The organism is Idiomarina zobellii, assembly GCF_900100855.1.
GTDB classification, from domain to species: Bacteria; Pseudomonadota; Gammaproteobacteria; order Enterobacterales; family Alteromonadaceae; genus Idiomarina; species Idiomarina zobellii.
Window position 1 is genome coordinate 198,154 of the sequence record NZ_FNCB01000002.1, and the last position, 24,619, is coordinate 222,772.

The 24,619-nt window shown below is 47.5% G+C and carries 18 protein-coding genes and 4 tRNA genes; 7 read left to right on the forward strand and 15 right to left on the reverse strand.

Annotated features, from left to right (window positions below):
• Positions 1-7: 7 nt before the first annotated feature.
• Together fadJ and fadI are read right to left on the reverse strand one after the other, a co-directional pair.
• A complete protein-coding gene (gene fadJ, locus BLT32_RS03085; RefSeq protein ID WP_053952837.1) occupies positions 8-2,134 on the reverse strand; it encodes a fatty acid oxidation complex subunit alpha FadJ in 2,127 nt (708 codons plus the stop codon).
• Positions 2,134-3,444, reverse strand: coding sequence for an acetyl-CoA C-acyltransferase FadI (gene fadI / locus BLT32_RS03090; protein WP_053952838.1), 1,311 nt, complete (start codon positions 3,442-3,444; stop codon positions 2,134-2,136). The genes fadJ and fadI overlap by 1 nt, the downstream gene beginning before the upstream one ends.
• Positions 3,445-3,655: 211 nt before the next feature.
• On the opposite strand from fadI, the gene BLT32_RS03095 reads away from it, so the two are divergent.
• From BLT32_RS03095 to BLT32_RS03120, 6 genes are read left to right on the forward strand one after another with little or no spacing between them, the layout of a single operon-like run.
• On the forward strand, positions 3,656-4,612 hold the full coding sequence (locus BLT32_RS03095; protein WP_053952839.1) for an AAA family ATPase: 957 nt from the start codon (positions 3,656-3,658) through the stop codon (positions 4,610-4,612).
• On the forward strand, positions 4,612-5,571 hold the full coding sequence (locus BLT32_RS03100; RefSeq protein ID WP_053952840.1) for a DUF58 domain-containing protein: 960 nt from the start codon (positions 4,612-4,614) through the stop codon (positions 5,569-5,571). The genes BLT32_RS03095 and BLT32_RS03100 overlap by 1 nt, the downstream gene beginning before the upstream one ends.
• Positions 5,568-6,053, forward strand: a complete 486-nt coding sequence (locus tag BLT32_RS03105) for a DUF4381 domain-containing protein (protein WP_053952841.1) — start codon at positions 5,568-5,570, stop codon at positions 6,051-6,053. Before BLT32_RS03100 ends, BLT32_RS03105 begins: the two co-directional genes overlap by 4 nt.
• A complete protein-coding gene (locus tag BLT32_RS03110) occupies positions 6,046-7,029 on the forward strand; it encodes a vWA domain-containing protein (protein ID WP_053952842.1) in 984 nt (327 codons plus the stop codon). The genes BLT32_RS03105 and BLT32_RS03110 overlap by 8 nt, the downstream gene beginning before the upstream one ends.
• Positions 7,026-8,870, forward strand: coding sequence for a vWA domain-containing protein (locus BLT32_RS03115; RefSeq protein WP_053952843.1), 1,845 nt, complete (start codon positions 7,026-7,028; stop codon positions 8,868-8,870). Before BLT32_RS03110 ends, BLT32_RS03115 begins: the two co-directional genes overlap by 4 nt.
• Positions 8,864-10,579, forward strand: a complete 1,716-nt coding sequence (locus tag BLT32_RS03120) for a BatD family protein (RefSeq protein ID WP_053952844.1) — start codon at positions 8,864-8,866, stop codon at positions 10,577-10,579. The genes BLT32_RS03115 and BLT32_RS03120 overlap by 7 nt, the downstream gene beginning before the upstream one ends.
• A gap of 58 nt (positions 10,580-10,637) precedes the next feature.
• Here BLT32_RS03120 and BLT32_RS03125 read toward each other — a convergent pair whose 3' ends face one another.
• The 11 genes from BLT32_RS03125 to BLT32_RS03175 form a co-directional block, all read right to left on the reverse strand.
• On the reverse strand, positions 10,638-12,506 hold the full coding sequence (locus tag BLT32_RS03125; RefSeq protein WP_053952845.1) for a SurA N-terminal domain-containing protein: 1,869 nt from the start codon (positions 12,504-12,506) through the stop codon (positions 10,638-10,640).
• Between the two features lie 146 nt (positions 12,507-12,652).
• On the reverse strand, positions 12,653-12,925 hold the full coding sequence (gene hupB, locus BLT32_RS03130) for a nucleoid-associated protein HU-beta (RefSeq protein WP_011234253.1): 273 nt from the start codon (positions 12,923-12,925) through the stop codon (positions 12,653-12,655).
• Between the two features lie 303 nt (positions 12,926-13,228).
• Positions 13,229-15,553 carry an endopeptidase La gene (gene lon / locus BLT32_RS03135; RefSeq protein ID WP_053952846.1) on the reverse strand — a complete coding sequence of 775 codons (2,325 nt, stop codon included), beginning with the start codon at positions 15,551-15,553 and terminating at the stop codon, positions 13,229-13,231.
• 121 nt (positions 15,554-15,674) lie between these two features.
• A complete protein-coding gene (gene clpX, locus BLT32_RS03140) occupies positions 15,675-16,952 on the reverse strand; it encodes an ATP-dependent protease ATP-binding subunit ClpX (RefSeq protein ID WP_053952847.1) in 1,278 nt (425 codons plus the stop codon).
• A 25-nt stretch (positions 16,953-16,977) separates the two neighbouring features.
• Positions 16,978-17,598 (reverse strand): ATP-dependent Clp endopeptidase proteolytic subunit ClpP, encoded by a 621-nt coding sequence (gene clpP / locus BLT32_RS03145; protein WP_053952848.1) that lies wholly within the window; start codon positions 17,596-17,598, stop codon positions 16,978-16,980.
• A 96-nt stretch (positions 17,599-17,694) separates the two neighbouring features.
• Entirely contained in the window at positions 17,695-18,996 is a 1,302-nt protein-coding gene (gene tig, locus BLT32_RS03150) for a trigger factor (RefSeq protein ID WP_053952849.1), read from the reverse strand.
• Positions 18,997-19,183: 187 nt separating this feature from the next.
• A complete protein-coding gene (locus tag BLT32_RS03155; RefSeq protein ID WP_053952850.1) occupies positions 19,184-19,408 on the reverse strand; it encodes a hypothetical protein in 225 nt (74 codons plus the stop codon).
• 92 nt (positions 19,409-19,500) lie between these two features.
• Positions 19,501-19,577 (reverse strand) — tRNA-Pro (locus BLT32_RS03160).
• 23 nt (positions 19,578-19,600) lie between these two features.
• Positions 19,601-19,676 (reverse strand) — tRNA-His (locus BLT32_RS03165).
• Positions 19,677-19,703: 27 nt separating this feature from the next.
• A tRNA-Arg gene (locus tag BLT32_RS03170) sits at positions 19,704-19,780 on the reverse strand.
• Positions 19,781-19,810: 30 nt separating this feature from the next.
• Positions 19,811-19,887 (reverse strand) — tRNA-Pro (locus tag BLT32_RS03175).
• Positions 19,888-20,124: 237 nt separating this feature from the next.
• Here BLT32_RS03175 and folD point away from each other — a divergent pair.
• The gene (gene folD / locus BLT32_RS03180; protein WP_053952851.1) at positions 20,125-20,988 is read left to right on the forward strand and encodes a bifunctional methylenetetrahydrofolate dehydrogenase/methenyltetrahydrofolate cyclohydrolase FolD; all 864 of its coding nucleotides are present in this window, start codon (positions 20,125-20,127) and stop codon (positions 20,986-20,988) included.
• Positions 20,989-20,996: 8 nt separating this feature from the next.
• Here folD and BLT32_RS03185 read toward each other — a convergent pair whose 3' ends face one another.
• Positions 20,997-21,725: a TadE family protein gene (locus BLT32_RS03185; protein WP_053952852.1), complete on the reverse strand. Its 729-nt coding sequence runs from the start codon at positions 21,723-21,725 to the stop codon at positions 20,997-20,999.
• Between the two features lie 111 nt (positions 21,726-21,836).
• Positions 21,837-24,452 carry a type I DNA topoisomerase gene (gene topA, locus BLT32_RS03190; RefSeq protein WP_053952853.1) on the reverse strand — a complete coding sequence of 872 codons (2,616 nt, stop codon included), beginning with the start codon at positions 24,450-24,452 and terminating at the stop codon, positions 21,837-21,839.
• Positions 24,453-24,619 lie beyond the last annotated feature (167 nt).

Sequence of the window (24,619 nt, forward strand, 5' to 3'; positions counted from 1 at the left end):
CGTTCACTTAAGAGTAGAAACGCTCGCCGTTTTTTGCCATTTCTTTTAGCAATGGTGCTGGTGTGTAGCGCTCGCCTCTTTCTGACGCTAAAGCTTCCAGTTTAGCGACAATGCTGCCGATACCCTGGCTGTCCATATAGCGGAACGGTCCACCTAAGAATGGCGGAAAACCAATACCGAAAATAGCACCTATGTCACCGTCACGCGGGCTACGAATAATGCCTTCCTGCAAGCAGTAAACAGCTTCATTCAACATCGGTAACAAGCAAATATCGACGATATCTTCTGCTGATTTACTCTCGTTAGGATCAACACCCAATAGCGAATAAACGGATGTATCAACCGGCTTACCTTTAACGCCTTTACCGTACTTGTAGAAACCCTTCTGGTTCTTCTTACCTTTACGGTCGTCATCAATCAGCTTTTCGAAGGCTTGCGGCGCTTCGAATCTGTCGCCCAATTCGTTAACCAAAATTGGTGCAACTTTTGCCGCGACATCAATACCCACTTCATCTAAAAGAGTCATGGGCCCGACTGGGAAGCCGAACTTAACTAAGGTTTTATCCAGTTTTTCAATAGGCTCACCAGCAAGCATCAGGCGCGCCGCCTCATTCATATAAGGCGCCAAAATACGGTTTACGTAAAAACCAGCGCCGTCTTTTACCACAATAGGTGTCTTACCTTGTTTTTTCGCCAATGCCACCGTGGTCGCAATGGTTTTATCAGAGGTCCCCTCGTGGGTAATGATTTCTGCCAGCGGCATTTTGTCGACCGGAGAGAAGTAATGCAGACCAATAACCTGTTCCGGTCGCTTTGCCTTAGCCGCAATTTGCGTGATAGGCAATGAACTAGTGTTGGTAGCAAAAATAGTCGACTCACTTGCGTGCTCTTCAATGTCAGCCACCATTTTTTGCTTAAGATCCAAGTCTTCAAAGACCGCTTCTATAACGACATCGGTGCGCTCAAAACCGCTATAGTCCAGCGTACCGCTTAGCATCAGCATGGTTTTCTCATACTCAGCACGGCGCATATGTTTACGCTTCACTTTCTTAATTAAGCGCTCATAGCTGTAATGCAGTGCATGGCGTACACCATCTTCAGCAATATCTTTAATACGCGCAGGTATATTCGCCTTTGCTGCCGTAACATAAGCAATACCGCCGCCCATCAATCCACCACCAAGAACGCCAACGCGCTTTATTGGGTCTGGTTCAACGCCATCAGCACCGGTCTCTTTCTTCATTTCAGTGGTTGCAAAGAAAATCTGGCGAAGCTGATACGACTCAGGTGTCATGGCTAACTCGCCAAAACTGCGCGCTTCTTTATCTAACCCGGCTTCGTGCCCTCGTTCAACACCTTCGCGCACCGTCTGAATAATTTTATCAATAGCCGGATAATTTCCATGCGCTTTTTTCTGCGCCTGTTCACCCGCTTTTTTGAAGATAATATCGCGGCCAAACTTCGTGCCTTCCAGAACCTTACTAAAACCTTTTAGAGGCGCTTTACTGGCTTTCGGCTTACGTTTCAGTGCGTGTTCAACTGCTACATCCAGTAAAATACTTTGCGGCACAACTTCTGTCACTAAGCCCGCTTTCTTCGCTTGCTTCGCGCGCAGTTGCTTGCCGGTTAGCATCATGGTTAAGCCCTGCTGAATACCCACCAAACGTGGCAAACGCTGTGTGCCGCCACTGCCCGGAAGAAGGCCTAATTGCACTTCCGGCAGACCAAGTACCGTTTTCGAATTGTCAGTACAGACACGTACATGACACGCCATAGCCAGCTCAAGTCCACCACCAAGGCAGGCGCCATTAATGGCGGCTACAACCGGTACATCCAACTGCTCAATACGGTCAAACATGGCTTGTCCTTTACGAGCCAGGCTTTCTGTATCTGCAGCGGTTTCGCAGTCGTTAATCATATTAATATCGGCACCGGCGATGAACGAGCCGGGTTTACCACTGATGAAAACAACGCCCTTAATTGAGTTGTCGCTTTCCAACTTGTTCAGCAACGAGCCAACCTCGTCTGCAAATGAGTCTTTTAAGGTGTTCATCGACTCACCCGGAACATCAATTGTGACAACAGCTACACCGTCGTCGCGTATATCCATCGTGAATGCTTTATCCTGACTCATTATTCTGTCTCCACAATCATTGCAGCACCTAAACCACCAGCGGCACAGGCTGTTGTCAGACCGACACCACCACCGCGACGATGCAATTCGTTCAGCGTTTGCGTGATCATACGCGTTCCTGTCGCTGCAAACGGATGTCCGTAGGCAATTGAGCCGCCCAGTACGTTAAACTTGTCCATATCAATATCGCCAATGGCTTTATTGCGCCCCAGCTTGTCTTTCGCAAATTTGTCGCTGGCGAACATTTTCATATTGGCTAGCGTTTGCGCCGCAAAAGCTTCGTGCATGTCAATTAAATCGAGATCATTTAACGTCATGCCTGCTCTGTCCAGAGCAACCGGCGTAGAGTAAGACGGTCCCATCAGCATATCTTCTTCGACCTGCAATGCCGCAAATGCGTAGCTGCGTAAATAGCCCAACACAGGTAGACCTAATTCTTTTGCCCGGCTTTCTGTCATCATCAATACCGCTGAAGCACCATCGGTTAACGGCGTACTATTGGCCGCTGTAACCGAACCGTGTTTGCGGTCAAACACCGGTTTCAACTTAGAGAGTTTGTCGACCTGGCTGTCACCTCGAATATTGTTGTCGCGGCTTAAGTGTTTGTTATAAGGCTCCGGATAGGCTGTCATAACTTCGCTGTCCAGCCATCCTGCTTCCCACGCTGCGTGTGCTTTTTGATGCGAGCGTACGGTCAGCTCGTCCTGGTCAGCACGACTAATACTGTGGGTTTTAGCCATTTGCTCTGCAGTCTGCCCCATGCTCAAACCGGTTGAGTACTCAGCCACAGCTGGCGGCACTGGCAGTAAATCTTTAAACTTAAGACGTTTTAAAATCGATAAGCGCTGACCCAGTGTCTTGGCTTTATTCAGATCAACCAACGCGCGAGCTAAGCGTTTACTCACACCGATAGGCAATACCGACGAAGAATCTGCACCGCCGGCAATACCACCGCGAATATGTCCGGCAACCATTGCTTCTGCAATATTAACCGCAGACTGAAAGCTCGTTGCACACGCACGTGACACACTGTAGGCGTCGGTGTTCACCGGTAAACTGGTTCCTAACACTATTTCGCGAGCAATATTTGGCGCCTCCGGCATTTGAACCACTTGCCCGAATACCAGCTGCTCAACCCATTCGCCTTCAATGCCGGTTTTATTCACCAGCTCCTGAACGACCATTTTGCCAAGATCAACGGCGGGCACGCCGTGAAACTCTGTTGCCTGCTTAGCAAACGGCGTTCGTAAGCCCGCAACAAAGGCGATACGCTCGCCGTTAACTGTGCGCACTTGATGTGCTTCTGACATAACTTTTCCTCGCTTCATCAACCATTACTGGTCTGACCACAAAATATGTTACAAATTCTAGCGCTTAATAGAGCAGATTAAAACCTTCGTTTTCGGTACAGTATGGCAATACAATTGAAAATTCGGAACAAAGACAGCATTGTTACTGTCATTGCATAACGGTACTGACAGCATAGTCACTTTTCACCGGATTCGACAGCCTGGAGTCAAGATGTCATCGACAGCATTTCAACAATTACAAGACTACCTGAATCAGCAGGTTCTGGGACAACCCGACTTTACCCGTAATTTATTAATCGCGGTATTAGCCGATGGACACTTATTGGTGGAAGGACCGCCAGGCCTTGCCAAAACTCGCGCAGTGCAGAGCTTAGCGAATGGCATTGAGGGCGATTTTCACCGTATTCAGTTTACTCCCGACTTACTACCCGCTGACTTGACCGGTACGGATATTTACCGTCCCGAGACCGGGACTTTTGAGTTCCAACAAGGTCCTTTGTTCCATAACTTGATTTTAGCGGATGAGATAAACCGGGCTCCGGCCAAGGTTCAGTCTGCACTACTGGAGGCTATGGCTGAACGCCAAATTACCGTGGGGCAACGCAGTTATCCGCTGTCTGACTTATTTATGGTGCTGGCAACACAAAACCCGTTAGAGCAGGAAGGCACCTATCCGCTTCCTGAGGCACAATTAGACCGCTTCTTAATGCATTTAAAGCTGGACTACCCTGACGCAGAAACCGAACAAAAAATTCTAAGACTGACCCGCGGGGAAGCGCTCAACGAGCAAATGCCGGCGCCCAAACCGCTGACACAGGCAGACTTATTCAATGCTCGTAAAGAAGTTCTGGAAGCTTACCTGGACGACGCCGTAGAGAATTATTTAGTTCAGTTAATTATCGCCACTCGCCAACCTCAGCATTATGACGCCGCCCTGGCTTCATGGATTGGCTATGGCGCCAGTCCGCGTGCCACTATTTCATTAGAGCGCTGCGCACGAGCTCAAGCTTGGTTGGCCGGTCGTGACTTTGTCACTCCGGACGACATTATGTCCATTTGCCATAACGTATTGCGCCATCGAATTATACTGAGTTATCAGGCTGAAGCTGACGGCGTCACGCACGATCAAGTTATCGATACAATACTGAAACTGGTGCCAACGCCATAATGTCTCAACTGGACGTTTCACAATGGCTAAAACAACTGCATACCGACGGCATTTCGCTGGGTATGCAGGAGCTAATGTATTATCGCAGTAAAATTGCCGCTTTTGCTAAACATAAAAAAACGCTGCCGCGAACAACGGTGTCCGGACCTTTACTCAGTAAAGTCCGGGGACGTGGTATGGAGTTTGATGAAGTAAGGCATTATCAAGCCGGCGACGATATTCGTGCCATTGACTGGCGCGTGACAGCCAGAACCGGTAAAGCTCATACCAAGCTGTACCGGGAAGAAAAAGAGAAGCCCGTGTTCATTTGGGTCGATTTGTCATTATCTCAGCTATTTGGCAGTGAGTTTGTATTTAAGTCGGTCCAGGCTGCGCACCTTGCCGCAGCTATTGCCTGGCAAGCGCAGCACAAAGGTGACCGTGTCGGCGGACTCATTAGCAACGGCTGGCTTCATAACGAATTTAAACCTGCGGCGCGCCAACAAGGCGTATTACGGCTATTGCACGGTCTTGTTGACGTGAGTAAAGACAGTTTAACACGCTGGCAGAAACAGGCCTCGACACCCGCAGAGCCCATGTCTGAATCGCTGAAGCGATTACGCCAACTGGTCAAGCCCGGCAGTATTATTCATGTTATCAGTGACTTTCATAACGTCGACAAAAGCATTATTGATGGGCTACAAGTGTTATCGAAACATAATCTGGTGCGTTGTTATGGTGTTTATGATCCAATGGAAAAAGCGCTTCCTCGGGGGCATTCCATCCAGCCTTTAGCGGTGTCTAATGGCAAGCAACAAGTGGATATCGACTTAACCAATAAACGTCAGACAGACACGTACGCAAACGCGGCCCAGAGCCACTGGCAAGCGCTTGAAAAAAGTTTTGCAAACCGGCAGTTGCTGTTTACACCAGTTAGCAGCGCACAACCTATTGAAGTACAGTGGAGCGATATTTCATGATACAGCAGGCATCGCTCAGTCAGCTCAATGACATTGTTCCGCCGGCTGATGCCAGTTGGTGGCCACCGACCTGGTGGAGCCTTGGTAGCGTCTTATTATTCATCGCAATTATAGCGTTCATTAGTTATTGGCTGATTCAACGGCGCTTAAAGGCGCGGGCTCGTCGGGAGGCCTACAAGCAATTAAAGGTATTAGCGCCAGCCACCACAGAGCAAGTCACCCTACTGCTTAAACAAGTGGCGCTCGCGTATTACCCACAGCAGAGGGTTTCTAACTTACACGGCCAACAATGGCTCACGTTTTTACTTTCAGGTATGAGCGAAAAGTCGCAGCAACACTTTAATGCAGAATTACAGCAATACGACATTAATAGTGAGCTATACGGACAAGCAAGTAATGCATTTTGTGAGCTATACAAAGCAGTTGGCTGCCAATGGTTGCAGTTAGACCTGAGTAAAATGCCGGGAGAGCACAATGTTTGAGTTTGCCTGGCCCTGGATGTTTCTTTTATTACCACTGCCGGCGTTGGTCTGGTGGTTAATACCCGCTCGCAAAAACACCCGCTCGGCTATTCGGCTGCCCAATTTATATGGACTGTCCAGTGAACAACAGACCATAAAGAATCACTGGTTTTTCTTAACGGTGCTAGCCATTGCATGGGTGTCGCTCGTTTCAGCGACAGCTCGCCCACAATGGTTAGGTGAGCCGGTTGCCACCCGCTCTGAAGGTCGGGAAATGATGCTGGCAGTGGACTTGTCGGGCAGTATGGAAATTGCCGATATGGAAATTAACGGCCAGTCGGTCGACCGGCTGTCGATGGTCAAACATGTGCTTAGCGACTTTATTACACGTCGCGAAGGCGATCGCCTGGGGCTTATCTTATTTGGCGACACTGCTTATTTACAGGCGCCAATGACGTATGACCGACAGACTATTGCACAAATGTTGAATGAGTCGGTACTTGGGCTGGTTGGTGAAAGAACAGCCATTGGTGATGCGATAGCCCTAGCAGTTAAGCGCTTTCAGCAAGACGAAGAAACCAACCGCGTACTCATTTTATTAACCGATGGTCAAAGTACAGCGGGCAACCTGACGCCAGAGCAAGCGCTAGAGCTGGCCAAAAGCTATGACGTCACTATTTACCCAATTGCCGTTGGCGCGGAAGAAGTGGTCGTTGATAGCTTTTTCGGGCAGCGCCGGGTTAACCCAAGCCGTGATTTAGACATACCTTTAATGCAGAAGTTAGCGCGTGAAACCGGCGGCGAATATTTCCGCGCCAGAAGTACCGAAGAGCTCGAAAATATTTATACATTGCTGGATGAACTGGAGCCTGTGGACGATGACCCTCAGAAGCTTCGCCCCAGAGTCAGTTTATTCCACTGGCCGCTTTCATTGTGCTTTATTGCCTTAATTGCACTTGCCCTAAGTCGGTACAAGCCATGGAGGTTGTCACAATGAGCGACTTTCATTTTATTCGCCCCTGGTGGCTTATTGCCTTGCTCCCTGTTGCCCTTATGTACTGGCGACTGCTTAGACAAAATAAACATGAAGCCGGATGGAATCAGTTTCTTCCTGGTCATTTAGCAAAGGTGCTGGTCAATTCAGGAGGCAAAGCATCCAGCTGGCCGATTCACCGACTCGCATTAATGCTAATTATTGCCAGTGCGGCTCTTGCCGGACCCACTTGGGAAAAGCTGCCGCAACCGGTTTATCAGTTAGAGTCCGGTCAGGTGGTTATTATGGACATGTCACCTTCACTGTTAGCCGAAGACGTTACGCCTAACCGGCTGACCCAGTTGCGTTTTAAAGCCATTGATCTAGTGCGCTCCGGTCTTGACGGAGATACGGGCTTAATTGCCTATGCCGACGACGCGTTTACCATTAGCCCGTTAACCGCGGACAACCGAAACTTAATTAACTTAATACCCTCATTGTCGCCGGCAATAATGCCATTGGAAGGGAGTGAGCCCTTGCGCGCTCTGAAGCTTGCTAACGAACTTCTGGCAAACGCCGGATACCCTCAGGGCGATATTTACTGGTTAACAGATGGTATCAGCAGCCGCGACTTGCAACCTTTAACAGACTACTTGCGCGATATTGAACACAGAGTATCAATTTTAGGGGTCGGCACAGAAGACGGTGCCCCGGTGCGAAACACTAATGGCAGCTTGGTAAAAGAAAACGGACGGGTCGTCATAGCGAAATTATTTCCCGACCGATTAAGTGACTTAGCACAAATAACTAACGGTGTTTTTGTGCAGGCGACATCAACTAACGATGACATTGATACACTCACTGCTCTGCCGCCACTTAGCCGTGAAGGTAAAGACAACCAGCAACAACAGCGGGGAGATGCCTGGAAAGATATGGGTCCTTATGTAGCACTGTTCATTTTGCCTTTATTACTGGCAAGCTGGCGTAAAGGCGCCCTTTTGACACCACTTGTACTGGCATTAACTATCCCAATGTCGTTATCCAGCCCCAAGGCCTATGCTCAGGAGGCTGAACCGAATAACTCTGAAGGCGTACTGAGTTCGCTATTTTTAAACAACGAGCAGCGTGCCCAACAGCTTTACCAGAACAAGCAGTTTGAGCGAGCATCCGAGCTAAGTTCTGACCCGCTTCGAAAAGGCGCTGCACTTTACAAACAAGGCCAGTATGCTGAAGCAGCAGATTCTTTTGCCAAAGATAACTCGGCCGAAGCCCACTTCAACCGGGGTAATGCACTTGCTCAGGAACAACAATTTGAGCAAGCGTCAGAAGCTTACCAGCAAGCGTTAGAGCAACGACCGGACTGGCCACAAGCCAAAGAGAATTTGGACGTTGTGAAAAAGCTACAAGAAAAGCAGCAACAAGAGCAGTCTGGTGAATCAGGCGATGAAAACTCAGAGTCAGATAAAGACTCTGAGCAATCGAATGATAAGCAGGGGAATAACCAAAACAACAACCAAGGACAAAACCAACAAGGCGACAACTCAGATTCTCAGTCACAGCCCCAGAATAGAGACTCTCAACAACAGCAGAAGCAAGATAAACAAGAGCCGGGTCAGCAAGAGAAAGCTGAGAAAGAGCAGGCAAGAAAGCAACAAGAAGACAACGCTGAAGCTCAAGCAGAGCAACAAAATGCTCAGTTTAAAGAAGGCGAGATTGATCCTGAAAAAGCGCGTCAATTAGAGCAATGGATGAACCGTGTACCGGATGATCCAAGCATACTGCTAAGAAATAAGATGTTATTGGAAAGCCAGCGCCGCAACCAGCGTAGAGCTTCTCAGCCACAAGGAGAGAAGAAAAAATGGTAAAAGCCGTAAACTTGCTCGTTGTTTTACTCATACTATTCAGTGGAGTCGCAAGCGCTGATGTAACTGAGGTAACAGCAACGGTCGACAGAAACCCGGTGACCGCAAACGAGTCTTTTGTGCTGACTGTCACGGTTAACGATGACGTATCAAATAATGCATTTGAGGCGTCTAAGCTGCTGCAGGACTTTGTCGTCGGTCGCACTTCTGTCAGCCGTCAAACCTCAATGATAAACGGTAGCTTAAGTAAACAAACACGCTTTACCACGGTGCTTATTCCACAGTCTCCCGGCGAGTACACCATTCCGGAAATTACTATTAAGGGAGTGTCGTCTAAACCAATTAATTTGCAGGTACTTAAACAAGGCACAGACAGTGACACCGAACAGAGAATTGCCTTTATCGAAGCCCAGGTAGATTCAACCAATGTCTATTTCCAGCAGCCAATTACCTATATTGCCCGACTGTTTCTGGCTGCCGACTTAAATAAAGGTAACCTGGTGCCGCCTCAGGTCGACAATGCCGATGTGCAACAGATAGGCCGCGACGAAGAAAGCACACAAATGGTCAACGGTCGCCGTTATAAAGTTTACCAGCGCGTTTATCAAATAACGCCTAACAAGTCAGGCTCTATAACCATACCCGGCGCTCGTTTTGACGGTGAAGTCTTTACTCAGGGACAGCGCTCAATCTTTTCCTCTTTTTCAAACACCCAGCCGGTTAGTGCAATAGCCGAAGGCATTGACGTTAATGTGCTACCCGTACCGGACTCATGGACCGGACACTGGTTACCCAGCGAGTTGGTCAGCTTATCGGCGTCAATAAGTCCGGAGCAAGACGAGTATAAAGCAGGAGAGCCTATTACATTGTCTTATATGCTGACGGCTGTAGGGGTTAAACCTGAGCAATTGCCAGAAATAGCTCCGGACTTTCCGAGCAGTTTCAGGGTATATCCAGACAACGATGAAACCGACAGTTTCACTCGAAATGGTGTGGTTATTTCTCAAAAAACCGTCAGTTTTGCGCTCGTACCGGAACAAGCCGGGGATTTAGTCATTCCTGAGTTTACACTGCCCTGGTTTAACACCAAGACTCAGCAACGGACAATCGCTAAAACGGATAATATGACACTGCCTGTGATCATGCCTGCCGGTATGACGCAAAGCGATATCGCTGAGGCTGCGCCGACTGACAGCAGGCCAGACACTGCAAACGAGAAAGCTGCAAACACCTCCGCGAAGCAGGACATCAATACTGTTGCCTCTAAACCATTAGTACCCGTTTGGGTCATTATTGCCTTAACTGCCGGCTTAGTTATTTCGTTGCTGCTTAACCTGTACCTGCTAATTAAACGCAAAAGCGTTAAAAGCCAGGAGAAAACCGTTAAGCCTGAAAGCGCAGATAATTTGAACCGCAGTAGGTCATGGCAGGACTTCCAGAAAGCCTGCAAAAACAACGATGCGAAAGCAGCACAAGAGAGCCTTATCAACTGGGCTAAAACGCATTTGGATGGTTCTTTTAATAGTCTTGCTGAGGTTGCTAAGCGTTTAAATATTGAGGAAGAAATAAAGCCGCTACAGGCTTCTCTTTATAACGCTAGTAGCTCTAAATGGACTGAAGGTAAAACGCTTTATCAGAAAGTCAGAAAGCAAATAGGTCGCATGAACATAAAACAACAAAGCTCGACTTTACCGCAACTATACCCATCTTAAGCAATAAAAAAGCCCGGCGCTATTACGCCGGGCCTTTATTTCTCGATACATTCGTAATTTACTGAAGACGCATTCTGCGAATTTCTGCATCCGCTTTTAACGTATCAATAAATGACTGCAGCATTACCTGAGCCTTGCGGTTTTGTAACTGCTCTTTTAAACCGTCCATTTGAGCTTCGTCTGGGTTACCCGCCGTTACCGACGTTAACGCAACGATAGCTGCATCCCCATTGGGCAATGTGACAGCCTCATAAACCGGTTTACCATCGTCATTAGGGGTAAGTTTGAATAACTCCTGAACTAATGTACTTGAGTAGTCGCGATTATTACGCTGAATACTATCAACAAGAGTTACTTGTTCACCCGGCTCTGCCCCTGCGCGCCACTCCTCTGCTTGCTCCTGAGCCTGCTGTAACGCTAACTGCTGAGCCTTTTCTACGCGCAATTGCTCGACAATTTGATCACGAACCTCAGCCATATCTTTCACACGCTCTGGCTGATGCTCAGTAACGCGGACGACAAGTGAGCGATCGTCGCTGGTTTCTATAATCTCACTGTTCAACTTCTCTTCAATCAGCTGTTCAGAGAAAATATTGTTTAGCACAACATCGTCACTCAGCGGTGTCGGCGCGCGATCACGAGTAAATAAGTCGGTACGCTTCACCTCAACACCCAACTCATCAGCTGCTGGCTCTAGCGTGTCAGGCTGCTCAAACGAAATTTCCGCTAGCTGTTGCTGTAACTCGAAATAACGATCTTCCGCTTGTTGAGCCAATAGCCGCTGCTCTACTTCGTCTTTGACGTCTTCAAAAGGTGTCACAGAGCCTGCGCGTAAGTCGGTCAGCTTAATAATGTGGTAGCCGAAGCTGGTCTCAACAACACCTGAAGTATCACCAACGTTCTCAAGCGCAAATGCAGCGTTGTCAAAATCTTCATCCATTACGCCTCTCTCTATCCAGTCAAGGTCACCACCTTGTTCAGCAGAGAAAGTATCGTCTGAATAGGACTCAGCAACTTCAGCAAAGTCCGCTCCATTTTCCAGTTCCTGAAGTGCGTCTTCAGCTTTTTGTTGCGCATTTTCAGTATCATGCTCAACTAAAATATGAGAAACACGACGCTCTTCTTCAGTCGTATACTGTTGTTGGCGCTGTTCATAATATTCGCGCACTTCTTCTTCAGCAATGTCGACTGACTGCTCAATGTCGGCCAGCGACAATTCAACATAAGCAACACTCAGCTGTTCCTCTGTACGGAACATATCCTGATTTTGTTGATAAAAGCTTTCCACGTCAGCGTCAGTCACTTCAACTGAGTCAGCAAAGTCTTCGTTGTTAAGTACCAGGAAACCACCTGAGCGCGTTTGGCTTTGTAAGCGCATAAAGGCTAAAGCTTCAGGCGTAAGCACGAACTCACTGCCGGCAAGCCCACGCAACAATTGGTTACGTGTCATGTCCTGTTGCATTAGGTTGGCAAAAGACTCCGGCGTATACCCCGCATTTCGTAGTGACATTAAGTAAATGTCATTATCGAACTGCCCGGCTGTACGGAACTGGGGAATATCTCGAATAGCAGCTTTTACCTGGTCTGCACCAACGCGCATTCCCTGAGACTCTGCGTACTGTCTCATTAACTCCTGGTCGATAAGCTGCTCCAGCACACCACTTCGTACGTTGTTCATGTAGTTGGGGTCTGAAGTGATAGCGGAAAACATATCGCCGAACTGCTCTTGTAAGCGGCTCCGCTCATTTTCATAGGCTCTGTCATAAGCACTTTGAGGAATTTCTTCCCCGTTAACTTCTGCTACAGCGTCTTCTGTGCCGCTGGTAATATAGCCACCAACGCCTGCCAGAGCAAAAGTTAGAATGATTAATACCAGAATGGCTTTGGCAGTAAAGCTCTGCGAACCTTCCCGAATCCTCTCTAACATAATAAGGCTTTCCTAATTTACCGGTAAAACGACGAGACATTATAAGTAGATTCGTCGCAAAACTCACCCTTCAGATAAAAAATAACCCGAGGTTTTTAACCCCGGGTTACTATTTAATTCAATAAAAAAGCGCTAACGCGCCTTTCTTAGTTTACTGCGTCTTTCAGTGCTTTACCTGCTTTGAAAGAAGGTACTTTAGCTGCAGCGATCTGAATGGTCTCACCAGTTTGTGGGTTACGACCAGTGCGAGCAGAGCGCTCACGTACACTAAATGTACCGAAGCCAACTAATGCGACTTGGTCATCTTTTTTCAGAGCATCAGTTACTGCATCGATCATTGAGTCCAGAGCACGACCAGCAGCAGCCTTAGAAATATCTGCACCCGCCGCGATTTTGTCAATAAGCTGAGACTTGTTCACAGTATCATCCCCTTAGATTGTTATTATCAAGTTTCCGTGGTTCCATTCGGTTTTAAATGGGCCGACAACGTTTATATCAAGGTTGATATTATTGTTCAAGCACGTTTATTACCGAACGTCTTTCTTTCCCAGCTCCTCTGAGAGTCCCCTCAGAAGTAGCTATGAACCTTAGGCTACCACAGTCTTACAGATTGAAAACCCTTTTTACGCACTTTTTAACGAAAAAATGCGGTCTGAGGGCTAAATTCGCACCTGCAGGCCGCATTCTACCGTTCGAATATGACTTTAGTATTAAGGCTTAAATTAGTCCTTCACCAAAGCCACATCAAGTACTTCGTCTATCCACTTGACCGGCTGGATAACCAAGTCCTCTTTGACGTTGTCAGCTATTTCTTTTAAATCACGCTCATTATCTTTTGGAATCAAAACGTGTTTAATACCACCCCGATGCGCTGCTAACAGCTTTTCTTTTAAACCACCGATAGCCAATACTTCGCCACGTAGTGTAATTTCACCGGTCATAGCCACATCAGAGCGTACAGGTTTACCCGTTAGCGATGACACCATAGCCGTTACCATGGCAATACCAGCGCTTGGTCCATCTTTAGGTGTTGCTCCTTCAGGCACGTGAACGTGAATATCGCGTTTTTCATGGAAATCCTCGGCAATACCCAGCTTGTCTGCACGACTCCGCACAACGGTCAATGCTGTTTGTATGGACTCCTGCATAACATCACCCAATGAACCGGTACTGGTGGTTTTGCCTTTACCCGCTACGTTAGTAGCCTCAATGGTAAGCAAGTCACCACCGACTTCTGTCCACGCGAGACCTGTAACTTGACCCACTTGATTAGCCTCTTCTGCTTTTCCGTAGTCGAAGCGCTGCACACCTAAGTAGTCACTTAGGTTATCGCCGTTAATTTCAACATGGGTTATCGACTTGTCGAGCAGAATCGTTTTGACCGCTTTGCGGCACAGACGCGACAGTTCTCGCTCAAGGTTACGAACACCCGCTTCGCGTGTGTAATAACGAATAATGCCAATAATCGCACTATCCTCAACGGTAATTTCTTTTTTCTTAAGTCCGTTACGCTCAATTTGTTTCGGCAGTAAATGACGTTTTGCGATATTCAGCTTTTCGTCTTCGGTATAGCCCGATAAGCGAATAACTTCCATGCGATCCAGTAACGGCGCAGGAATGTTCATACTGTTTGACGTGGCCACAAACATAACGTCTGAAAGATCGTAATCAACTTCCAGATAATGGTCGTTAAAGTTCACGTTTTGCTCTGGATCCAGCACTTCCAACAAGGCTGAAGCTGGGTCGCCACGCATATCCGCAGACATTTTATCAATTTCGTCCAGCAGGAATAACGGGTTGCGAACCCCTACTTTCGACATTTTCTGAATGAGTTTGCCTGGCATCGAACCAATATACGTACGGCGGTGGCCACGAATTTCGGCTTCGTCACGGACGCCACCTAAAGCCATACGAACATACTGACGACCTGTTGCTTTCGCTATCGACTGCCCTAAAGACGTCTTGCCAACCCCCGGAGGACCGACTAAGCACAATATTGCGCCTTTCACTTTAGTCGTGCGCTGCTGAACCGCCAGGTATTCAATGATGCGCTCTTTAACCTTTTCCAGACCATAATGATCGGCATCGAGAATTTTCTCAGCATTCGCCAAATCTTTCTTAATACGCGAGCGTTTTTTCCAGGGTACTGACACCATCCAGTCAATATAGCCACGCACTACTGTCGCTTCGGCAGACATTGGTGACATCATTTTAAGCTTTTGCAACTCGGCTTCGGTCTTCTTCTTCGCCTCCGCCGGCATCTGAGCATCGTCTATTTTCTGTTGCAGCTGCTCAAATTCATCAACGCCGTCTTCGCTTTCACCCAGCTCTTTCTGAATGGCTTTCATTTGCTCATTCAAATAATACTCACGCTGGCTCTTCTCCATTTGTTTTTTCACGCGACTGCGAATGCGCTTTTCAACCTGGAGAATATCAATTTCGCCTTCCATCAGAGCCATTAGGTGCTCGATACGTTCACGCACGTCGGTAATTTCCAGCACCGCTTGCTTTTCTGCTAGCTTCAGCGGCATATGCGCAGCCATGGTATCAGCCAGGCGATCTAAATCTTCAATACCGGACAGCGATGTCAGCACTTCCGGCGGAATTTTCTTGTTAAGTTTGACGTAGCCTTCAAACTGATTCAATGCTGAACGAATCAGCACCTCTTCTTCTTTCTCAGACAAAGCTTCAGCGGCCAGATAATGAATATTCGCTTCAAAGTATTCTTCACTGTCTTTCAATTCATCTAACTGAGCGCGCTGTTTACCTTCTACCAGCACCTTCACGGTACCGTCAGGCAGCTTCAGCAGCTGCAAAATGGTTGCAACGGTGCCAACCTGATATATGTCGTCTTTTTCCGGCTCGTCTATTGAGGCGTCTTTTTGTGCGGCCAAAAAGACCTGCTTATCTGCGTCCATGGCAGCTTGCAGGCAGCGGATTGATTTTTCCCTGCCCACAAAAAGTGGAATTACCATATGCGGGTAAACCACTACATCTCGCAACGGCAGAACTGGCATCGTTAATTGTTCGGTGCGTTCTTCGCTCATTAATCTTTTCTCCCGACCTTGGTTTACTCTGTTATATGCGGTCTTTCGGCTAAAGTTCAATCCTTAACAGAAAAAAAGGGCCAAACGGCCCTTTTTTTGATTACTTTTAACGCAATTTAAGCTATTCGCCCGATGCTTGCTTGTCCTTCTTCTGATTCGCGTAAATCAGAATAGGGTCAGACTCACCGGCAATAACCGACTCATCGACGACCACTTTGACAACACCCTCAATTGACGGCAAATCGTACATTGTACTTAGCAGTACGCTTTCAACAATTGAACGCAAGCCGCGAGCACCTGTTTTACGGGCCATTGCTTTCTTAGCAATCGCTCTTAGTGCGTCGTCACGGAATTCTAGCTCAACGTCTTCCATGTCGAACAACGCCGCGTATTGCTTCGTTAGTGCGTTTTTAGGCTCTTTAAGTATTTCAACCAACGCAGCTTCGTCCAGCTCATCAAGCGTAGCAACGACTGGCAGGCGACCAATAAACTCAGGAATCAAGCCATAACGAACCAGATCTTCCGGCTCTACCTGAGCAATAATTTCACCTTCTTTACTCTGCTCTTTGCTTTTAACTTCCGCACCAAAGCCAATACCTGTCCCGGTCGACAAGCGTTGTTCGATAACTTTGTTTAGGCCTGCAAATGCGCCACCACAAATAAACAAGATTTTTGAGGTGTCGACCTGCAAAAACTCCTGTTGTGGATGCTTACGTCCGCCTTGTGGTGGTACCGACGCCACGGTGCCCTCAATTAGCTTAAGCAATGCCTGTTGCACGCCTTCACCACTGACATCACGAGTAATAGACGGGTTCTCAGACTTACGCGAAATTTTGTCAATTTCGTCAATGTAAACAATACCGCGCTCAGCTTTCTCGACGTCATAGTCGCATTTTTGCAGCAGCTTCTGGATGATGTTTTCAACATCTTCACCCACATAACCGGCTTCTGTCAGCGTGGTTGCATCCGCCATGGTAAATGGCACATCCAAATAACGAGCTAACGTCTCCGCGAGGAAAGTTTTACCCGACCCCGTCGGACCTATCAGCAAAATATTACTCTTGCCTAGTTCAACCTGGTCTTTCCCTTTGCCCGAGTTGCGCAAGCGTTTGTAATGGTTATAAACGGCAACCGATAACACTTTCTTGGCGCGGTCCTGACCAATAACGTAGTCGTCCAAATGCTTTCTTATCGCTTTCGGTACCGGTAGCTCTTCCTGATCGGGTACCGGAGCAAGCTGATGAATTTCTTCTTTGAGAATATCGTTACAAAGCTCTACGCATTCATCACAAATAAACACAGACGGTCCGGCAATCAGCTTTTTCACTTCATGCTGGCTTTTACCGCAGAATGTGCAATATAGCGGCTTATCTTCGTCACCTTTGGACTTATCCGTCATTCTACTCTCCTACCACAAATACAACTTAGGCTTCTTCGCCGCGTTGACTTAAAATGCCATCAACCAGGCCATAATCAACAGCTTCTTCAGCTGCTAAGAAGTGGTCACGATCAGTGTCTCTTGCCACTTTTTCGTAATCTTGCCCGGTGTTCTCAGCTAACATACGGTTCAAGCGCTCTTTCAGATCCAAAATTTGCTTCGCATGAATTTCGAAGTCTGATGCCTGCCCCTGGAAACCACCAAGAGGTTGGTGAATCATAACGCGAGAGTTAGGTAGGCAGTAACGCTTACCTTTCGCCCCGCCAGCAAGCAAAAATGCGCCCATACTGGCCGCTTGTCCCATGCAAACTGTGCTCACGTCAGGCTTGATAAAACGCATTGTGTCGTAAATCGCCATACCCGCCGTTACAACACCACCGGGTGAGTTGATATAAAGGTAAATATCTTTATCCGGGTTGTCAGATTCTAAGAATAAAAGCTGAGCCACAATAAGATTAGCCATGTGGTCTTCTACCTGACCACAACAAAAAATAACGCGCTCTTTTAGTAAGCGCGAATAAATATCATAAGAGCGCTCCCCTTTTGATGTCTGCTCGACAACCATAGGGACTAGCTGTGCCATAGGATCCTGAATATCGCTCGACATGTTTTATAAAGCTCCTGAAATAAAAATGGCTCGTATGAGGTCATACGAGCCATTAAACCAAGCTGTAGCGTGCCCCGTCAAGGACTCACGCTGACATTATTGTTGTTTTGGATTCATAATGTCGTCAAAGCTTGCTTTTTTCTCTTTGACCGACGCTTTTTCCAAAACTAAATCGATTGCTTGCTCTTCTAACGCTAAGTTACGAACTTGCTGCATCATATCGTTATTAGACTTGTAGTACTCAATAACTTCCTGCGGATCTTCATACGCTGATGCTGCAGTAGCAATAATTTCGTCCACTTTCTCATCGTCAGCTTTAAGTTCGTTTGAACGAATAACTTCGCCTAACAACAAGCCAACTTTAACACGCTCTTTCGCCTGCTCTTCGAACAGCTCTGCCGGAAGTTCAGGCATTTGGTCTGCATTACCGCCAAAGCGCTGTGCAGCCTGCTTACGCAGTTGATCAATTTCCTGATCAATCATTGCTTTTGGCATGTCAACGTCGTTGGTTTCAACAAGGCCTTTCAGCACTTGCTCTTTGACCTTAGACTTAACTGCATTTTTCAGTTCGCGTTCCATGTTTTTACGAACTTCTTCTTTCAATGCTTCTACGCCACCTTCTTTCACACCGAACATAGCGACGAATTCGTCGTTCAGTTCAGGCAGTTCACGCTCTTCAACTTTCTTAGCAGTAACCACGAACTGAGCGTCTTTACCTTTTAAGTTTTCTGCGTGGTAGTCTTCCGGGAAAGTGACTTCAATGGTCTTTTCTTCGCCAGCTTTAATACCTTTAATTTGGTCTTCAAAGCCTGGAATCATACGGCCTTCGCCTAATTCCAAAGCGAAGTCGTCAGCTTTACCGCCTTCGAATTCTTCACCGTCGATTGAGCCAACGAAGTCCATAGTGACTTGGTCACCCTTCTTAGACTTACGCTTAACTTCTTTCCAGCTTGCGTGTTGCTTTTGCAACGTTTCAAGCATGTTATCAACGTCTTTGTCAGTTACTTCAACCGCAGGCTTTTCGACTTTAACTTTGTCTAAGTCTTTCACTTCAACTTCTGGGTAGACTTCAAAAGTTGCGGTAAATTCAAGATCTTTACCTGGCTCATTGACTTTAGGTTCAATTGCAGGCGCGCCGGCAGGGTTTAACTTTTCCTGCATTACCGCTTCAAAATATTTGCTCTGCATGACGCTTGAAGCTGCGCGTGAACGCGCTTCACGACCAAACATTTTTTGTAAAACATTTGGTGGAATTTTGCCCTTACGGAAACCGTTCACACGGCGGTGACGGTATTCTTCTTTTAATAAGCGTTTTACTTCGCTATCAATTGCATCTGCCGGGACAGTGATTGTCACGCGGCGTTCTAAACCTTGAGTTGTCTCTACAGAAACCTGCATTGCTTCATTACCTCGGTTTCAATCAATGAATGTCACTCGCATCTGTTTATCATTATAAAAATGAGATACGGCAACGGCGTTGACCTTTAAAAATGACGCAGCATTATAGCGAGGTGGCAGCTAAGAGTCGAGAGGGTATTGTTAAAAAACGAGGAGAACGCACGCAACTGCGCGCGTTCTTAATAAATTACTCTTCTAATTGTAGAATTAAGTTATTAATTTCGCCCAGTTTGTCTGGTTTGTCACCACCCATGTTTTCCTGGTCAGCCACTTCGGTTTCGTATTCATCGTAACGCCACTGCTTCAAAATTTTTAATTTCTGCTGTTTGCTAAAGTCAGTGCGGTTGATCACATCTTCTGGTTGGCCGAAAGTGCCTGCTGGATTGCGCATACAGGTTTCAAAGTCTGCCATGGTAATGCCCTCCATTTATAGCAACGATACTAATAAGCTTAGTCTTATTGACGCATTACGCAACTATCTGGAGATATGATCAAGGGAAATGATGGTCGGCGAGACTGGATTCGAACCAGCGACCCCTTGGACCCAAACCAAGTGCGCTACCAAACTGCGCTACTCGCCGAACTAATAAGGGAAAATAAGAAATGGGGTGGATGATGGGACTTGAACCCACGACAACCGGAATCACAATCCGGGGCTCTACCAACTGAGCTACACCCACCACTGAGTGATTTTCTTTGGCGCGTTCTGGCGCACCCGGCAGGATTCGAACCTGCGACCGACGGCTTAGAAGGCCGTTGCTCTATCCAGCTGAGCTACGGGCGCACTTCGAACCTTACGCTGCCGTCAAGAGAATGGTCGGCGAGACTGGATTCGAACCAGCGACCCCTTGGACCCAAACCAAGTGCGCTACCAAACTGCGCTACTCGCCGAACTCTCTGAAAGCCCTGTCACAACCAGCGTGTAAATAGTTATTGCTAGCTGACAACGGGGGCGAATATTACCTGCTGATTATGCCAGCGTCAAACTTTTTTTCCGGAATAGCGCTCGACTGGCTACTTTTAAAACAACCTGTTGAGTTATCCAACAATCGGTGACATTAACGATGAAATAACGTTACAATAAACAGCCTATATCGTCTTGAATTCTCTCAGGTTTGGAATCTCGTTATGTCAGCTCAAATTATTGATGGAAAAGCAATCGCCAGTGCCGTGCGCCAGTCGGTCAAACAGCAAGTTCAGGAAAGACTTCAGTCCGGTCTAAGAGCACCAGGTTTAGCCGTTGTATTGGTCGGCGCTGACCCAGCTTCGGAAGTTTACGTTGGCAATAAGCGGCGTGCTTGCGAAGAGGTTGGTTTCCGTTCATTTGCTTATGACTTACCAGCGACAACCACTCAGGAAAAGCTTGAGGCTTTAATAGACCAACTGAACGACGACAACGACATCGACGGTATTCTGGTTCAATTACCGTTACCTGCGGGCCTTGATGCAACACCTATTTTAGAGAGAATTCGCCCCGATAAAGACGTCGATGGTTTTCACCCTTTCAATGTAGGTCGTCTGTCACAACGCATTCCCGCATTACGTCCGTGCACACCCAAAGGCATTATAACTTTGCTAGAGCATACGCAAGTTGACTTACATGGGCTCAATGCGGTTGTTGTCGGTGCCTCTAACATTGTCGGCCGTCCAATGAGCCTGGAGTTATTATTAGCGGGTGCAACAACCACTGTTTGTCACCGCTTCACCAATGATTTATCGGAACATGTTAAGCGTGCGGACATTCTGGTTGTTGCCGTTGGTAAGCCCGACTTCATTCCGGGAGAGTGGGTGAAACCGGGCGCTATAGTTATTGATGTGGGTATGAACCGCTTACCCGACGGACGTTTAACTGGCGATATCGAATTTGAACCGGCGGCAGAGCGCGCCGGTTGGATCACCCCTGTGCCTGGTGGCGTCGGACCAATGACGGTGGCTTCGCTCATCGAGAATACACTCCAGGCCTGTGTCGACTATCACGACAAACGAGATTAGTTCAACCACTAACGACGGAAGCCGCTCTGCAAAGAGTGCTGGGCGGTATCCGTTAACGCCCATAAAGGGTAGTCACTCATACCTTCCCTCAGCTTGCAGTAACGAACGGCCGTTGAATTATCTAAGAAACCTTGTGCAGAGCTCAGCATTTCAGCGACAAAAGGAATTTTTAATGGCAGGCACCAGTCTGTCCGTATTTTTAACACCCTCGCCTCGTGCCATTCAGCCGGTGTGTTTTCGTCGTACCGAGCATGATAATGATCCACCGCTATTTCCGTAACATCCCGCTCTAAATCGTAGTCCCAGCGCTCTTCCGAATACTCGCGAAAATCCTGTGGTGTCGGAGATAAAATGTCTAGCTGAGCAAAGCGTGTGAAGTGGAAACGCTGCTTAGCAATAGCCAGAGTTGTTGCGTATGCAAGGTTGTCTTGGTCGAGCTGAGGCTCTAAACCTGCCATTCCTGACACTAATGTCGTCACCATGGTTTGATAGTCTCCATGGTTAATCGCTCCCGCTCGAACCGTATATTGATTAGCAACGGTTAAGGTCTGCTGAGACCACCAAATAATAAGCGCCTGAACAACCAAAAAGACAAAGGTAACAAGTATCGGCCAAACAACAATGAGTTCGATACTCGCCTGCCCCAAGCTGCGCTTTTGCTCTGTGTGTTCTGGAAAAGAAAAACCCGCTGCTGAGGAAGCAGCGGGAAGTGCTATGTCTGACTTAGACGATAACATGGGACCTCCGTGTCCAACGTGCGGTGTCTTACCTTTGACACCCGCGCATTATACGAGAGGTTAACTCAGTAAGGCTATTAGCCAACTGAGTATCCGCTTGTCAGTGTTTAACTACTTAGCGTCAACGACCCACTTACCGTCGCGATAAAAGGCTTTCCAGCCCGTTTGCTTCTTGTTCACCTCAGTGACTACGTATTGCTCTTTATTCTTACGTGAGAAGCGAACAATGGCATCATTACCGTCGTCATCCTCTTGCGGTGCCTCAGCAAGATACAGAAACTTCTTAGGCAAGCGCTCTTTGAAGCGAGCTAACTCTTTTACCGTTACCGCACGAGTTTCGCGCGACTTCGGAAAGGTATTTGCCGATAAGAAAATACCCGAGGCTCCGTCTCGCAAAACAAAATATGCGTCGGAGTCTTCGCAAGGTAATTCGGGTAACGGTACCGGGTCTTCTTTTGGTGGTGCAGGCTCGCCATTTCTAAGTAACTTACGTGTGTTCTTGCACTCACTATTGGTACAACCGAAGTACTTACCGAAACGCCCATTTTTAAGCTGCATTTCAGAGCCGCACTTATCGCATTCAATAGTCGGACCGTCATACCCTTTAATGCGGAATTTTCCGCGTTCGAGTAACTGCCCGTCGCAGGTTGGGTTGTTACCACACACGTGCAACTTGCGTTGTTCATCAATTAAATAGCTGTCCATAGCGGTACCGCATTTCGGGCAGCGCTTCTTAGCACGCAGAGCTTCTGTTTCCCGCTCTTCTTCGTCACTGACTTCTATGGCTTCTTCACCAGGTGTCAGGTTAATTGTCTTAGTGCAGCGTTCTTTCGGTGGCAGGTTATAACCAGAGCAACCAAGAAACACACCCGTTGATGCGGTACGAATGCCCATTTTGCGCCCACATTCCGGGCAATCAATATCGGTCAGCACCACACTGTTTGCGCGCATGCCTCCTTCTTCGGGGTCAAGCTCCGCCTTTTCCAGCCGCTGCTTGAAGTCTTCATAAAAGCTGTCCAGCGTTTCTTTCCAATTACGCTTACCGGCCGCAATGTCATCAAGCGCCTGTTCCATTTCGGCAGTAAAATTGTAATTCATCAGCTCAGTGAAGTTTTCTATCAAGCGGTCATTGACAATTTCGCCCATCTTCTCAGCAAAGAAACGACGGTTTTCTACACGCACGTAACCGCGGTCCTGAATGGTCGAAATAATAGACGCGTAGGTTGAAGGTCGGCCAATGCCGCGCTTTTCTAACTCTTTAACCAAGGATGCTTCACTGTACCGTGCCGGAGGCTTCGTGAAGTGTTGCTCTGGCTCTAAGTGCTCAAGTGTCAGTGAATCACCTTTTTTCAAGTCCGGTAAGTTCGTATCACCGTCCTTTTTCGATGAAGGTGGCATCACTTTTGTCCAGCCCGGGAAGCGCATAACCCGACCGCGAGCTTTCAATTCAAAATCCCCGGCCGTAGCGATTAATGTCGTGCTGTCGTACTTAGCTGGCGTCATCTGACAAGCGACAAATTGGCGCCAAATCAACTCGTAAAGGCGCTGAGCATCTCGTTCCATTGACGACAAAGACGACGCTTTAATAGCAACATCTGATGGGCGTATCGCTTCGTGGGCTTCCTGTGCGTTACTTTTTGCACCATAACGATTAGGCGACTCCGGCAAATACTTTTTGCCGAACTCACTTTCAATAAGCCCCCGACATGCATTAACTGCTTCTGAGCTTAGGTTCGTCGAGTCGGTACGCATATAGGTGATATGCCCCGCTTCATACAACCGCTGAGCCATCATCATTGTCTTTTTAACGCCAAACCCTAGCCGCGTACTAGCCGCCTGTTGCAAGGTCGACGTAATAAAAGGCGCACCAGGCTTGCTGGAAGTCGGCTTATCTTCACGAGAAGTTATCTCGTAATCCGCACCTTTTAGTAAGTTTAATGCTTTATTGGTTTCTTCTTCATTAACCGGGCGGAAGTTTTTGCCGGCTTCTTTAATAACCTGCATACGTAGCTTATCGCTTGCAGTGCTGGCTAAATCAGCATAAACGTCCCAATATTCTTCCGGTACAAAGGCTTTAATTTCGCGCTCGCGCTCAACCACTAAACGCACAGCGACTGACTGTACGCGCCCGGCGGACAAACCTCTTGCAACCTTTTTCCACAATAGCGGCGACACCATAAAACCAACGACACGGTCGAGGAAGCGCCGTGTCTGTTGAGCATTCACACGATCAGTATTTAATTGTGCCGGGTGTTTAAACGCTTCCTGAATGGCGTTTTTGGTAATTTCGTTAAATACCACACGCTTAAAGCGGTCGTCCTCGCCACCAATTAATTCCCGCAAGTGCCAGGCAATTGCCTCCCCCTCGCGGTCCAAATCCGTTGCGAGAATAATTTCGTCTGACTTTTTCGCCAGTTGCTTGAGCTCTTTAACGACTTTCTCTTTTCCCTGAAGTACTTCGTAATGGGCTTCCCAGTCATTTTCCGGGTCGATACCCATGCGAGCTATCAAGCGTTTATAGTCACGCTCTTTCTGATACTTCGCTTTTGCTTCAGGCGACATTTTGCGAACTTCTGCTGCCGGCTTGCTTTTAACCGTTTCAGTCGCACGCGTTGGCAGATCACGTACGTGACCAACGCTGGACTTAACCACAAAGTCCTTACCCAGATACTTATTAATGGTTTTGGCTTTTGCCGGAGACTCGACAATGACGAGCGATTTAGCCATAGAATAATCGTTCTCTTGTTATAGATGACCGTGTATATACGTGCTAAAGATATAAATTACAAGGGCAATTGTTCTTCAGCGGCCTTTTTTAGGTATATCGGTTATCGTTACGAGAAACAACCATGATTGGTGCTTTTTGATAAAAATTCGCACAAATTAAATATTCA

Coding starts and splice junctions, on each gene's coding strand:
- fadJ (WP_053952837.1), bottom strand. CDS start 2,134: ATGAGTCAGGATAAAGCATTCACGATGGATATACGCGACGACGGTGTA.
- fadI (WP_053952838.1), bottom strand. CDS start 3,444: ATGTCAGAAGCACATCAAGTGCGCACAGTTAACGGCGAGCGTATCGCC.
- BLT32_RS03095 (WP_053952839.1), top strand. CDS start 3,656: ATGTCATCGACAGCATTTCAACAATTACAAGACTACCTGAATCAGCAG.
- BLT32_RS03100 (WP_053952840.1), top strand. CDS start 4,612: ATGTCTCAACTGGACGTTTCACAATGGCTAAAACAACTGCATACCGAC.
- BLT32_RS03105 (WP_053952841.1), top strand. CDS start 5,568: ATGATACAGCAGGCATCGCTCAGTCAGCTCAATGACATTGTTCCGCCG.
- BLT32_RS03110 (WP_053952842.1), top strand. CDS start 6,046: ATGTTTGAGTTTGCCTGGCCCTGGATGTTTCTTTTATTACCACTGCCG.
- BLT32_RS03115 (WP_053952843.1), top strand. CDS start 7,026: ATGAGCGACTTTCATTTTATTCGCCCCTGGTGGCTTATTGCCTTGCTC.
- BLT32_RS03120 (WP_053952844.1), top strand. CDS start 8,864: ATGGTAAAAGCCGTAAACTTGCTCGTTGTTTTACTCATACTATTCAGT.
- BLT32_RS03125 (WP_053952845.1), bottom strand. CDS start 12,506: ATGTTAGAGAGGATTCGGGAAGGTTCGCAGAGCTTTACTGCCAAAGCC.
- lon (WP_053952846.1), bottom strand. CDS start 15,553: ATGAGCGAAGAACGCACCGAACAATTAACGATGCCAGTTCTGCCGTTG.
- clpX (WP_053952847.1), bottom strand. CDS start 16,952: ATGACGGATAAGTCCAAAGGTGACGAAGATAAGCCGCTATATTGCACA.
- clpP (WP_053952848.1), bottom strand. CDS start 17,598: ATGTCGAGCGATATTCAGGATCCTATGGCACAGCTAGTCCCTATGGTT.
- tig (WP_053952849.1), bottom strand. CDS start 18,996: ATGCAGGTTTCTGTAGAGACAACTCAAGGTTTAGAACGCCGCGTGACA.
- BLT32_RS03155 (WP_053952850.1), bottom strand. CDS start 19,408: ATGGCAGACTTTGAAACCTGTATGCGCAATCCAGCAGGCACTTTCGGC.
- folD (WP_053952851.1), top strand. CDS start 20,125: ATGTCAGCTCAAATTATTGATGGAAAAGCAATCGCCAGTGCCGTGCGC.
- BLT32_RS03185 (WP_053952852.1), bottom strand. CDS start 21,725: ATGTTATCGTCTAAGTCAGACATAGCACTTCCCGCTGCTTCCTCAGCA.
- topA (WP_053952853.1), bottom strand. CDS start 24,452: ATGGCTAAATCGCTCGTCATTGTCGAGTCTCCGGCAAAAGCCAAAACC.